Genomic DNA, 13,075 nt, shown 5'->3' with positions numbered 1-13,075 from the left:
CCTCAGCCCCTGGCCTTGAGCGCGTCCAGGCGCGCCTTGACCATGATGGCCTTCATCTCGGAGACCGCATTGCGCCAGCCGGCGAAGACCGCATGGGCGACCACGGCATGGCCAATGTTGAGTTCGGCAATCTCGGGGATGGCGGCGATGGCCTGGACGTTGGTGTAGTGCAGACCGTGACCGGCATTGACCTTCAGGCCCAGCTTCACGCCCGCCTGCACGGCGATGCGGATGCGTTCCAGCTCTTCCTGCTGCTCGCGCTCGCTGGTGGCGTCCGCATAACGGCCTGTATGAAGTTCGATGACAGGTGCGCCCGATTCTGCGGCGGCCTGGATCTGCTCGACATCCGGATCGATGAACAAAGAGACCCGAATGCGCTCCTGCTGCAACTGGACGATCGCCGCCTGCACATCGGCAAAATGGCCGCGCACGTCGAGGCCGCCTTCGGTGGTGACTTCGGTGCGCTTTTCCGGCACCAGGCAGACATCCTGCGGCTGGATGCCACAGGCGAAATCGATCATCTCTTTCGTGACAGCGGCTTCCAGGTTCATGCGCGTCTGCAGCAGCGGGCGGATGGCCTTGACGTCTTCATCGCGGATGTGGCGGCGGTCTTCACGCAGGTGCAGGGTGATGGCATCGGCCCCGGCTTCCTCGGCTTCCAGCGCCGCGCGGATGGGGTCGGGATAACGCGTGCCGCGGGCATTGCGCAGGGTGGCGACGTGATCGATGTTGATGCCCAGGTCGATGGCCGGGCCGGCAGGCTGCAGGAAACTCATGGTGTCAGAAGCTTCGGTTCAATGATGTTTGGATGGGCCAGGGACTGCACGTCGAATCGGGGACGGTGCAGCAAGATCTGGATTGTAGCGGCTCAGGATCGAACGCGGGAGCAGATGGCAGCACCGACGGCCAGCAGACCGCCGCGCCCTTAAAGCTGCATGAGGTCGATCAGGATCTGGCGCGTGTTCAGCTGCGCGCCGCCCAGGTGGTGCGACAGCAGGTAGCGCATCAGGAACTTGCTCTGCAATTGCGTGGTGGGGTCGCTGTAGTCCTCGCGCTCCATGTCCAGCAAGGTCTTGCCGGAGACCTTGGGCGCGCGGTCGGAAATGCGCTCCGGACGGGTACCCTGCTCGGGATCGACGACGTAGATGCCGTCAGGCTGGACGGCCTTGCCGCTGACCACGCAATGGCTCCAGTTGCCGGCCACCCCGGTCTGCTTCAGGAGGAGGCGTTCGAACTGACGCAGCACGATGGGGGCATTCTCGCCGTGGGCCAGCTTGTTGAGGGTGGCCACGTAATGGTCGAACAGGGCCGGATGCGCATCTTCGCGCGCCAGCAGCTTGACCAGCAGTTCATTGAGATAGAAGCCGCACAGCAGTGCCGATTTCTCCAGTGGCAGCAGGCCCCCGACCCATTCGGCATCGGTCAGCGTACGCACCTCGGACTTGCCGCTCCACGACAGCGAGAGCGGCTGGAAGGTCTGCAAGGCCCCGCGCAGCTTGGAGTGCGGACGCTTGGCCCCCTTGGCCACCAGCGCCACGCGACCATGGTCGCGCGAGAAGACGTCGATGATGAGACTGGTTTCCTTGTAGGGATAGCTGTGCAGCACGAAGCCCGGCTGCGCCAGCACCTTGTGCTCCTTCTCCGGCACGGCGCGGCTGCGCGCACGCGGTGCCGCCGGTTTGCGTGCCGGTGCCCTGGCAGGCGCCTGCGGCACTGCCGGATCAACAACCTGGCTGGCCAGCGGGGATTCGTTGAGCATGGTGGTCATGGATATCCGTCCTGAAAGCGTGAAGCCACGTCGTTGAGGCGCGGCGTAATGCCATGATGATGCAGGAATTCAGCGCAGCCTGCAGAGGGCCGCACGCCGGCTCATTCGTAGCCGTAGGCGCGCAGGCCGGCTTCGTTGTCAGCCCAGCCCGATTTGACCTTGACCCAGATCTCCAGATAGACCGGGCCGCCGAAGAGGCGCTCCATGTCCAGCCGCGACTGGGTGGAGATTTCCTTGAGACGCGCGCCCTTCTGGCCGATCACCATGGCCTTGTGGGTGTCGCGCTCGACCAGGATGGCGGCGAAGATGCGGCGCAGGTTGCCTTCCTGTTCGAATTTCTCGATGAGCACCGTGCTGGTGTAGGGCAATTCTTCGCCGACGAAGCGGAACACCTTCTCGCGCACGATTTCGGAGGCCAGGAATTTCTCGCTGCGGTCGGTGATGTCGTCTTCATCGAACATCGGCGGATTCTGCGGCAGCAGTCTGCGCACCTCTTCCTGCAGGCGGTCCAGCTGGAAACGCTGCTTGGCCGAGACCGGCACCACGGCGGCAAAATCATGGTGCGAAGCCACTTCGCGGGCGAAGGGCATGAGCGTGGTCTTGTCCTTGTTGCGGTCAGCCTTGTTCAACACCAGGATGCAGGGCACGTTGGCCGGCAGGAGATCGAGCACCTGCTTGTCGGCCGGGCCGAAGGTACCGGCTTCGATCACGAACAGGATCACGTCGGCTGCCGTCAGGGTATTGGTGACGGTGCGGTTCAGGGTCTTGTTGAGCGCGTTGCTGTGGCGGGTCTGGAAGCCCGGCGTATCCACATAGACATACTGGGTATTCTCGATGGTCTGGATGCCGGTGATGCGGTGGCGCGTGGTCTGGGCCTTGCGCGAGGTGATGCTGACCTTGGCGCCGACCAGTACGTTCATCAGGGTCGACTTGCCGACGTTGGGACGACCGACGATGGCGATGTAGCCGCAACGGTAATCGTCATCAGGGGTCTGCGCCGACGCGTCGTCGGCCATGGGGGAGTCTGTCATGCTGTTCTGGATTGCGAGGCGGATGAAGCCGCCGAAATGGGTTCTGCTGCGACCGTTTCAGTGCGGTCGCCGGTATTCTTGCCGTCGTTGCGGGCCGTGACCGGCGCGCCCTTCTGCTCCTTGGTTTCCTTCGGCTCCTTCACCGGCTTGGCCGGCTTGCTGCCATTGACCGTCGAGGCCTCGGACCGATTGCCCTTGCCGCTGTCGTGCTCCGGCGCATCCGGCTGAATGGTGGCAATGCCGGCCAGCTTCAACTGGGTGGTGCGGGTACGCGGCTTGCGGCCGGCCGAAGGGGTCTTGGCCAGCGCCAGTTGCACCGCTTCCAGGGCCAGCTTGGCGGCGGCCTGTTCACCAGCACGGCGGCTGCCGCCGGTACCGAAGACCTGAATGTCCAGCTTGGGGACCAGGCATTCGATCTCGAATTCCTGGCTGTGGGCGGCGCCGTGCGTGGCGATGACGTTGTACTGCGGCAGCGGAATCTTTTTGCCCTGAAGAAATTCCTGCAACAGGGTCTTGGCATCCTTGCCCAGGGTCTTGGGATCCACGTGTTCCAGCACGGGGACGTAGAGCGAGCGGATCACCGCCCGCGCGGCCTCGAAGCCGGAATCGAGGAAGATGGCGCCAAAGAGCGCTTCCAGGGTATCGGCGAGGATGGAGGGACGGCGGAAACCGCCCGACTTCAGCTCGCCCTCGCCCAGGCGCAGGAACTGCGACAGCTCCAGCCGCTGGGCGATTTCATACAGGGATTGCTGCTTGACCAGATTGGCACGCAGGCGCGAGAGATCGCCTTCGTCGATCTTGTCGTAACGTTCGAAGAGCAGCGAGGCCACCACGCAGTTCAGCACCGAATCGCCGAGGAATTCCAGCCGCTCGTTATGCAAGGCGCTATGGCTACGGTGGGTCAAGGCCTGCTGCAGGAGCGAAGCATCCTTGAAATTGTGGCCTAGCCGTTGTTGCAAGAGTTGAGGATCCATTTTTTCATCCGTCATTCAGTCTGCCGCCCCGATACGCGCAGCGGCGCGTGGATCGGGGATTACCAGCCTGACCAGTCAGCGGGATCGGTTCAAAGCAAAGCTGAAAACTGCTCCGGGTCTGCCTCCACAATGCGAAATTGCCAGTTGGAAACCGCGAAAACTACGAAAGCTGCTGGACCAGGATGCGGCGCACTTTTAGTGGAAGCTGCCGATCCGCTTGATATCGCCCAGGTTCATCCAGACAAAGAAGGCCTTGCCGACGATGTTCTGGTCCGGTACGAAGCCCCAGTAACGACTGTCGAGGCTGTTGTCCCGGTTGTCTCCCATCATGAAATACTCGCCGGGCGGCACCGTGCAGGCGAAACCTTCGGCGTTGTAGGTGCACAGCTCGTGATGCGGGAAGGCATCGGGATTGGGCACGAAGTTGGGAGCACGCTCATCGGTCAGAATCTTGTGTTCCACGCCGGTCAGGTTTTCCTGCCACTGCTTATAGTACGTCAGATTTTCGTCGTCCAGATAATCCGGCAGCGCTTTATAAGAAATTTGTTCACCATTCACCGTTAAGCGCTTGTTTTCATAGACTATTTTATCACCGGGCACGCCCACCACGCGCTTGATGTAGTCCACCGACGGATCCTTGGGGTACTTGAAGACCATGACATCGCCGCGCTGCGGCTGGCCCACGTCGATGATCTTCTTGTTGATGATGGGCAGGCGGATACCGTAGGTGAATTTGTTCACCAGGATCAGGTCGCCCACCTGCAGGGTCGGCACCATCGAGCTGGACGGGATCTTGAACGGCTCATACAGGAAAGAGCGCAGGCAGAACACCAGCGCGATCACCGGGAAGAAGCTGCCCGAATACTCGATCCAGGCCGGCTGCTTCAGATGATGGGCCTGCAAGTCGGCACGGCTGGCGGCGACGCTGCCATCGCGCTTGATGCCTTGCGCCTCATCGCGCGCCACGCGGGCGTCGAACTCGGCCAGGGCGGCATCGGCACGGGCGCGGCGCTGCTTGGCAAGGAAGAAGGTGTCTGCGAACCAGATGACGCCGGTCACCAGCATCAGGACGAACAGAATGAGTGCGAAGTTGCCCAACAAAGCCTGCATGTTATTTATCTTCCACTTGTAAGATTGCCAGGAATGCTTCCTGCGGGATTTCGACCGAGCCCACCTGCTTCATGCGCTTCTTGCCGGCCTTCTGCTTTTCGAGCAGCTTGCGCTTGCGCGAGATGTCACCGCCATAGCACTTGGCCAGCACGTTCTTGCGCATGGCCTTGACGTTTTCACGCGAGATGATGGTCGCACCGATGGCCGCTTGAATGGCCACGTCGAACATCTGGCGCGGGATCAGTTCACGCATCTTGGCCGCCACCTGGCGACCACGAATCTGCGCCGCGGCACGGTGCACGATGATGGCCAGCGCATCGACCTTCTCGCTGTTGATCAGCATGTCGACCTTGACCACGTCTGCCGCGCGGTATTCCTTGAACTCGTAGTCCATGGAGGCGTAGCCGCGCGAGGTGGACTTGAGGCGATCGAAGAAGTCCAGCACGATTTCGGCCATCGGCATTTCGTAGGTCAGCTGCACCTGCTTGCCGTGGTAGCTCATGTTCATCTGGATGCCGCGTTTCTGCGTGCACAGGGTGATGACCGAGCCCACGTATTCCTGCGGCATGTACAGGTTGACGGTGACGATGGGTTCGCGAATCTCTTCGATCTTGGAGACTTCCGGCATCTTCGACGGGTTGTCCACCATCAGCATGGTGCCGTCGCGTTGCTGCACTTCATACACCACCGTCGGCGCGGTAGTGATGAGGTCCATGTCGAACTCGCGCTCCAGGCGTTCCTGCACGATTTCCATGTGCAACAGGCCCAGGAAGCCGCAGCGGAAACCGAAGCCCAGCGCCTGCGAGACTTCCGGTTCATACATCAGCGCAGCGTCGTTGAGTTTGAGCTTTTCCAGCGAGTCGCGCAGGGCGTCGTACTGGTTGGCTTCCACCGGGAACAGACCCGCAAACACCTGCGGCTGCACTTCCTTGAAGCCCGGCAGCGGTGCCGCGGCCGGCTTGCCGGCCAGGGTGATGGTGTCGCCCACGCGCGCGGACTTCAATTCCTTGATGCCGGCGATGACGAAACCGACCTGCCCTGCCGTCAAGGCTTCACGCGATTGCGACTTGGGCGTGAACACGCCAATGCTTTCGGTCAGGTACTGGGTTTCGGTGGCCATCAACAGGATCTTGTCCTTGGGACGCAGGGTGCCATTGACGATGCGCACCAGCATGACCACCCCGACGTAGTTGTCGAACCAGGAATCGATGATCAGCGCCTGCAACGGCGCATCCGGATCGCCCTTGGGCGCCGGCACCTTGGCCACGATGGCTTCCAGCACCTCTTCCACACCCAGGCCGGTCTTGGCCGAGCAGGGGGTGGCGTCGGCCGCATCGATGCCGATGACGTCCTCGATCTCGCTCTTGGCGTTGTCCGGATCAGCGGAGGGCAGGTCGATCTTGTTCAAGACCGGCACCACTTCCACGCCCAGGTCCAGGGCGGTGTAGCAGTTGGCCACGGTCTGCGCTTCCACGCCTTGCGAAGCGTCCACCACCAGCAGTGCGCCTTCGCAGGCCGACAGCGAACGCGAGACTTCATAGCTGAAGTCGACGTGACCCGGGGTATCGATCAGATTGAGGTTGTAGATCTGGCCATCCTTGGCCTTGTAGGACAGGGCTGCGGTCTGGGCCTTGATGGTGATCCCGCGCTCGCGCTCGATATCCATCGAATCCAGCACCTGGGCTTCCATCTCGCGGTTGGACAAGCCCCCGCACAACTGGATGATGCGGTCGGCGAGCGTGGACTTGCCGTGATCGATGTGGGCGATGATCGAGAAATTACGGATATTGTTCATTAACAGACTGGAAACGATGAAAAAAGGCGCTCTGTAGCGGGCTTTGCCCAGCCGAGCGCCTTTGCAACAGCTTATTCGACCCGGCATTTTACCGGAATTCACCGGGACAAGCCCGACTTTCCGGTGGCGGGCCGCGCGCCCTGAGACCGGGACTTATTTCATTTCGACAACAAATGCCTGAAGCCGGGCCAGATCGAGATGGTAATGACACAACTCCACCCACTGGCCATCGCCACCCTGCCCCATCAGCACCGGCACCAGTTCGTCATAGCGGGCGACCAGCGCCTCGTCGGCATCGACATCGATCATCTCGATACTGGCGGGCGTCGCTCCCAGGGCCTGGCGCAGGGCATCGCGCAGGTCTTCGCACAGATGGCAGTAGCTGCGCGAATAGATGATGAAGTGCAAGGGATGAGGGGTGGTCATAGGCTCATATGAAAGTTTTTTCCTCGGCACGGCGGATCACCAAGGAAAAAGGCTGCGGTCCCGAGGAACCGCAGCCTTCATGCTGAAGTTTCTGGCAATTTTTCGGGAAGACTTCCCGCCTCAGTTGCCGCCGTTCGGACGCAGCGGCACGAACTGCGAGGCGTCGCCACGGCGCACCAGCACGGCCGCGCGCTTCTTGGCATCGAGCTTGGTCACCAGTTGGGCGAACTGCTTGCTGTCGTTGATATCGACTTCGTTGAGACGCTGGATCACGTCGCCCGGACGGATGCCGGCTGCGGCAGCAGCACCGCTGACGGCTTCCACCAGCACGCCATTATCGACCTTCAGGTCCTTCTTCTGCGCGTCGCTCAGATCGCTCACCACCAGGCCCAGGGCATTGGGGGCATTGTCGGGCTTGGCCTTCTTTTCCTCGGCCTGCTTGGGCTTGTCGGCTTCCAGCTCGACCACGGTCACGGTGACATCGCGGGCACTGCCCTTGCGCCAGATATTGACGGTCGCCTTGGCACCCGGCTTGGTGGAGCCGACCATGCGCGGCAGGTCGCTGGGGCGCTCGATGGTCGCACCGTTGTACTTCAGGATGATGTCACCCGCTTCCAGGCCGGCCTTCTCTGCCGGGCCACCGGCTTCCACCCGCTGCACCAGGGCGCCCTGGGCGCGCGCCAGGCCCAGCGATTCGGCCACATCCTTGGTCACTTCGCCGATCTGCACGCCGATACGGCCACGTGTCACGCGCCCGCTGGTCTTCAACTGGTCGGCCACGCGCAAGGCTTCATCGATGGGCACCGCAAAGGAGATGCCCATGAAACCACCGGAACGGCTGTAGATCTGCGAATTGATGCCGATCACTTCGCCCTTCAGGTTGATCAGCGGACCACCCGAGTTGCCGGGATTGACCGCCACGTCGGTCTGGATCAGCGGCAGGTAGTCGCCGGTATCGCGCGCCTTGGCCGAGACGATGCCGGCCGTGACGGTATTTTCCAGGCCGAAGGGCGAGCCGATGGCCAGCACCCATTCACCCACGCGGATCTTGTCGGAGTCCCCCATGTTCAGGCGCGGCAGATTGCTGCCATCGATCTTGAGCACGGCGACATCGGTACGCGCATCCGAGCCGACGATCCTGGCCTTGAATTCACGTTTGTCGGTCAGGGTCACATAGACCTCGCTGGCACCATCGACCACGTGCGCATTGGTCATGATGAAACCGTCGGCCGAGATGATGAAGCCGGAACCCACGCCACGCGGCACTTCTTCCTGCTGGCCCTGACCGCCCTGCTTGCCGTTGCCGCGCGGGGTGCCCGGCTGCTGCTGGCGCGGAATGGGGATGCCGAAGAAGCGGCGGAAGAATTCCTGCATTTCCGGATCATCCATGCCACCCTGCCCCTGCGCATTCTGGCGCACGCGCTCGGTGGTACGGATGTTCACCACGGCCGGGCCGGTGCGCTCGACGATGTCGGCGAAATCAGGCAGCGCCGCCACCGCAGGCGAGGCCACCGGGGGCGCCGCCTGCACGGCCGGGGCAGCAGCAAGGACGGAAGCGGCCAGCATGGTGCTGACCAGGGTGTTCTTCATGGAAATCATTGCAACGGTCTCTTTTATTTGGATTTCAGTTCAATGGAATTGGCCACCTGGCTGATCGCAGCGGCGGGGACTTCTCCCACGACGGTCAGCCAGTAATCGCCCTGGCGACGTCCCAGGATATTCATGGCGCCCTGCTGCATCGTACCCTCTTCACGGCCCTGACTGCCCGGCTCGATGAAGACCGAAATGGCGGCCAGCCCGTCAGAAAACACGATCTGCAAGACCTCGCGCTCGGACGGACGATTCTGGGCCGGTGCCGCACCAGGCTCACCGCTATCGGAAATCATGCGCCGTACCTGCTGGATCTTGCGAAAGCCGGGCGGCGGCGCGACCTGCCAGGCCGACAAATCGGCCGGGACCATGGCCTCTTTCTCGATGCGCCAACCGCGCGTGTCCTTGTAAGTGGGGTTGACCCGGGCGCGATCAATGGCCCCGATGTCGATCTGGGTGAAGGCAATCTGTTCGATCACCTCGCCCCGGCCATCCAGCGTCTGCGCGCGCAACAGCAGGCCGGTGGCCTGGTCGGCGCAGAATCGATAACCGTAGCGCAGCTTGTCGCGCGGGGCCAGCACGATGGCCCGGCAACTGCGCCCGGCCACGCGCTCGTCGCCATCGGAGGCAAGCCGGTAAAAGCGCGCCAACTCTTCCGGGCGGGCATCGATGATGGCCGGGAAGGTGTCGCGCGTGACCCGCCGCTCCCTGCGCACGATGCGCTGGTCGGGATCGTAACTGGCCACCTGCTCGTTGTCGCGCACGAATTCGCGCGGCTTGCCGTCGAGCAATTCGAGTTTTTCCAGCTCACTCTTGCCGACCACCACGTGAGTGACGCGCGAACTGCGCATCTGCGCGGCCTGCTGGTAGACGAAACTGCCGGAATAATTGAGTCGCCGGGCGGCAGACTGCATTTTTTGCAGTTGCGCCAGCAATTCGGAAGAAGTGGAGGCTTCGCTGACCACAGTTGCTGAAACGCCATCCGCCGCTTCAGCGGATGGCGCCAAGGAGAACCCCAACAACGTGGTCAGCAAGCACAGTACGCCGTACAGACGCCCCGTCAGAGACATCTTACTTGTCTGCGTCCGAGGAGAAGGCTGCGGAACGGGCGTATTGCGCCGAACTGTAGGAAGGCGAGAAACGCTGATGGGCAAACAGGTAGTCGTCGATGCGCGGATCGCGCTTGACTTCACCCTGCTGCGCCAGCGAGCTCAGCTGGTTCACGTTCTGCGGATTGCCATTGGTCTCGGCGACGGTGGCAATGGCCGAGGGCACGTTGACCGGCACCGAAGCCACCTGCGCCACCGGAGCGGCCATCTTGGCATCGGCCGTCACCACCGCCTGCTGCGGCATGGCCACGAACACCGCTGCCACGGCCGCTGCCGCCGCGGCAGCACTGGGCATGAGCAAACGCACCAGGCGACCGGGACGGCTCGCACGGTGGTCACCATTGGCGGCAACCTTGGCCGTGGCCACCGGCTGGACGGCTGGCGCAGCCACGGACGGCTGGGCCGCCGCAGCCTGAGGCGCGACGATGGTCGGCTCGGCGTCGAGCAAGGCGCTCATCCTGGCCGAGAAGCCGGCACTCAGGGAGACATCCATCTCCTCCGAACGCAGCACCTCGCCGATGCGATGGTAATCCTCCCAAGCGTCCTGGGCGTCCTTGGAAGAACGCAGGGCCGCGAAGGCAAGGGTCATTTCTTCAGAGCCCAGCTCACCATCGGCGAGGGCTGAGATCTGTTCTTTGGTCGTTACTTTGGTATCCATGTGCAGTCACCCGGCAAATATCTTAGTTCCATACCCGCTTTATTATTTTCTTTTTAACAACAGGCTTGTGGCCTCATCACCAGCGCTTGTCCGCCGCCGTATCCAGCAGTGGACGCAACTTCTCGGCAATTGCTTCCCGCGCGCGGAAAATACGGCTGCGCACGGTGCCGATCGGACAATTCATCGCATCTGCAATCTCGTCGTAGCTCAACCCCTCGATCTCGCGCAACGTGATGGCAGTACGTAATTCTTCCGGCAATGCCTCCATTGCCACATTGACCGTCTGAGCAATCTGCTTGGTGGCCAACATCGACTCTGGAGTGTTGATGTCCCTCAGATGGTCTGCATCGTCAAAAGTTTCAGCTTCTTCTGCATCTGCTTCTGTCGAAGTTGGCGCCCTGCGCCCCATGGTGACCAAATAGTTCTTTGCAGTGTTGATACCGATACGGTAAAGCCAGGTATAGAAGGCAGAATCCCCACGGAATTGCGGCAGCGCACGATAGGCCTTGATGAAGGCTTCCTGCACCACGTCCTCGGCTTCGGCCTGGTCACGCACCAGGCGCGACACCAGGCGCATCAGCTTGCGTTGATACTTGACTACCAATAGCTCGAACGCCTTCTTGTCGCCACGCTGGACGCGCTCAACAAGCTGTTGGTCAATTTCGCGTTCTGTCGTCAAACCGGGTTCCTTGTTTTTTATGGCCGTGTTGTTTTATCGTCATTGCCTCGTGCAGATGCTTCCAGCTCGGCAATTTTCAAGCCCGTCAGCCTTATTTTTCCAGCAGCCTTGCCTTGGCGGTATTGTGACTGATCAGCCAACGACATGCCACGGAAAGTGCACGGAATGTATCTTCGGAGACCGAATCCGTCAGGATGGGGATGGTGCGCGTCCTGCCGTTTTCCAGGCGCAGGCGCAGAAACAGCATTCCTGGCCAGATGGTACTGCCGGCCAGCAGCTGGGCCAGGCCGGCTTTCATGACTTGCGGCTTGGCGCGCGCCGAGGGAAGCAGGTGCTCCACCACACGGATCTGCCCGGTGCCGGAGATATGCAGCCAGATGACCTTGCGGTCCCGCAACACCAGCACCAGCGCGAGGGCGGCGGCCAGTACGCAGGCCACGGCCAGGGCGATGCGCAACACCCAGGAGAGCGAACCCGGCATCCCGAAGGCCAGCGCGACACCAGTGAGCGCCACGCACACACAGGCGAGGACGGTGACCAACAAAAGCAGGCGGGAAGGTTTGATATCCGCGGAAACTGCGATCGACATGAGATACCCGGAGCAAGGAGCGCCATCCATACAATGAGCGCCGTTAAAACGACAAACCCGGCTTCCGAAGAAGCCGGGTCTTGCATTTTACATCTTGCCGATGACCAGGGTACCGTTGGTGCCGCCGAACCCGAAGGAGTTCTTGACGGCAATATCGATCTTCATGTCCCGCGCCTGGTTGGCGCAGTAATCCAGATCGCACTCCGGATCCTGGTTGAAGATGTTCATCGTCGGCGGCGACACCTGATTGTGCACTGCCAGCACGGTCAACACCGTTTCCAGGCCACCGGCACCACCCAGCAGGTGACCGGTCATGGACTTGGTCGAATTGACAACCATCTTGTAGGCATGGTCGCCGAATGCGGCCTTGATCGCGTCGGATTCGTTCTTGTCGCCCAGGGGCGTCGACGTACCGTGCGCGTTCAGGTACTGCACTTCGTCCGGATTGACGCCGGCGTCACGCAGTGCATTGAGCACGCAGCGGCGCGGACCATCCAGGTTGGGCGCAGTCATGTGGTAGGCATCGCCGCTCATGCCGAAGCCGAGCAGTTCTGCATAGATCTTGGCACCACGGGCCTTGGCGTGTTCGTACTCTTCGAGCACCATCACGCCGGCACCCTCGCCCAGCACGAAACCGTCGCGATCCTTGTCCCAGGGGCGGGACGCGGTCGCAGGATCATCGTTGCGGGTCGACAGTGCGCGCGCCGAAGCAAAACCACCGATGCCCAGCGGCGAAACGCTGGATTCGGCGCCGCCGGCCACCATTACGTCCGCATCACCGTACATGATCATGCGTGCGGCAGAGCCGATGCAATGCAGGCCGGTGGTGCAGGCGGTGACGATGGCCAGGTTGGGGCCCTTCAGACCGAACTTGATGGACAAGTTGCCCGAGATCATGTTGATGATCGAGGCCGGAATGAAGAAGGGACTGATGCGGCGCGGACCACGGTTGGTCAGTTCGGCGTGGGTTTCTTCGATCAGCGGCAAGCCGCCAATGCCCGAACCGATCATGACGCCAATGCGCTCGGCATTCTCATCGGTCACCGTCAATCCACTGTCCTGCATGGCCTGGATACCGGCGGCCATGCCATAGTGAATGAAGGTATCCATATGACGCGCTTCCTTGGCGGGGATGTAATCCTCGATATTGAAGCCCTTGACTTCACCGGCGAAGTGCGTGGTGAAGGGGGTTGCGTCGAACTTGGTGACGGTAGCGATGCCGGACTTGCCTTCCTTGATGGCACTCCACGTATCGGCGACGTTGTTGCCGACAGGCGAGATACATCCCAGGCCGGTAATGACTACACGACGTTCACGAGTACGGCTCAAGCAATTCTCCTGAAACT

13 protein-coding genes are annotated in these 13,075 nt (G+C 61.8%); all 13 read right to left on the bottom strand.

Annotated elements, in window-relative coordinates; all coding sequences use genetic code 11:
• Positions 1–2: 2 nt before the first annotated feature.
• Positions 3–776 (bottom strand): pyridoxine 5'-phosphate synthase, encoded by a 774-nt coding sequence (gene pdxJ / locus GWL_RS06620; RefSeq protein ID WP_008327986.1) that lies wholly within the window; start codon positions 774–776, stop codon positions 3–5.
• Positions 777–925: 149 nt separating this feature from the next.
• A complete protein-coding gene (gene recO / locus GWL_RS06615) occupies positions 926–1,768 on the bottom strand; it encodes a DNA repair protein RecO (protein WP_008327985.1) in 843 nt (280 codons plus the stop codon).
• Positions 1,769–1,869: 101 nt separating this feature from the next.
• Positions 1,870–2,799 (bottom strand): GTPase Era, encoded by a 930-nt coding sequence (era, locus tag GWL_RS06610; protein WP_034350203.1) that lies wholly within the window; start codon positions 2,797–2,799, stop codon positions 1,870–1,872.
• Positions 2,796–3,773, bottom strand: coding sequence for a ribonuclease III (gene rnc, locus GWL_RS06605; protein ID WP_034350201.1), 978 nt, complete (start codon positions 3,771–3,773; stop codon positions 2,796–2,798). Before rnc ends, era begins: the two co-directional genes overlap by 4 nt.
• Positions 3,774–3,968: 195 nt before the next feature.
• The gene (lepB, locus tag GWL_RS06600) at positions 3,969–4,883 is read right to left on the bottom strand and encodes a signal peptidase I (protein ID WP_008327982.1); all 915 of its coding nucleotides are present in this window, start codon (positions 4,881–4,883) and stop codon (positions 3,969–3,971) included.
• Position 4,884: 1 nt separating this feature from the next.
• Complete coding sequence (gene lepA, locus GWL_RS06595) at positions 4,885–6,678, bottom strand: translation elongation factor 4 (protein ID WP_008327981.1); 1,794 nt, start codon at positions 6,676–6,678, stop codon at positions 4,885–4,887.
• A gap of 153 nt (positions 6,679–6,831) precedes the next feature.
• A complete protein-coding gene (locus tag GWL_RS06590; protein WP_008327979.1) occupies positions 6,832–7,104 on the bottom strand; it encodes a glutaredoxin family protein in 273 nt (90 codons plus the stop codon).
• A gap of 120 nt (positions 7,105–7,224) precedes the next feature.
• Positions 7,225–8,703, bottom strand: coding sequence for a DegQ family serine endoprotease (locus GWL_RS06585; protein WP_008327978.1), 1,479 nt, complete (start codon positions 8,701–8,703; stop codon positions 7,225–7,227).
• A gap of 14 nt (positions 8,704–8,717) precedes the next feature.
• The gene (locus GWL_RS06580) at positions 8,718–9,764 is read right to left on the bottom strand and encodes a MucB/RseB C-terminal domain-containing protein (protein WP_034350198.1); all 1,047 of its coding nucleotides are present in this window, start codon (positions 9,762–9,764) and stop codon (positions 8,718–8,720) included.
• A gap of 1 nt (position 9,765) precedes the next feature.
• A complete protein-coding gene (locus GWL_RS06575) occupies positions 9,766–10,461 on the bottom strand; it encodes a sigma-E factor negative regulatory protein (RefSeq protein ID WP_008327976.1) in 696 nt (231 codons plus the stop codon).
• 76 nt (positions 10,462–10,537) lie between these two features.
• Entirely contained in the window at positions 10,538–11,140 is a 603-nt protein-coding gene (gene rpoE, locus GWL_RS06570; protein WP_006463502.1) for an RNA polymerase sigma factor RpoE, read from the bottom strand.
• A gap of 91 nt (positions 11,141–11,231) precedes the next feature.
• Positions 11,232–11,729, bottom strand: coding sequence for a protein YgfX (locus GWL_RS06565; RefSeq protein ID WP_034350197.1), 498 nt, complete (start codon positions 11,727–11,729; stop codon positions 11,232–11,234).
• A gap of 87 nt (positions 11,730–11,816) precedes the next feature.
• Complete coding sequence (gene fabF / locus GWL_RS06560) at positions 11,817–13,058, bottom strand: beta-ketoacyl-ACP synthase II (protein ID WP_008327974.1); 1,242 nt, start codon at positions 13,056–13,058, stop codon at positions 11,817–11,819.
• Positions 13,059–13,075 lie beyond the last annotated feature (17 nt).

Source organism: Herbaspirillum sp. GW103 (assembly GCF_000261365.1).
In the GTDB taxonomy this organism is placed as follows: Bacteria; Pseudomonadota; Gammaproteobacteria; order Burkholderiales; family Burkholderiaceae_D; genus Herbaspirillum.
The sequence above is the reverse complement of the archived record's forward strand: the minus strand, read 5'-3'. Positions and strand labels throughout refer to the sequence as shown.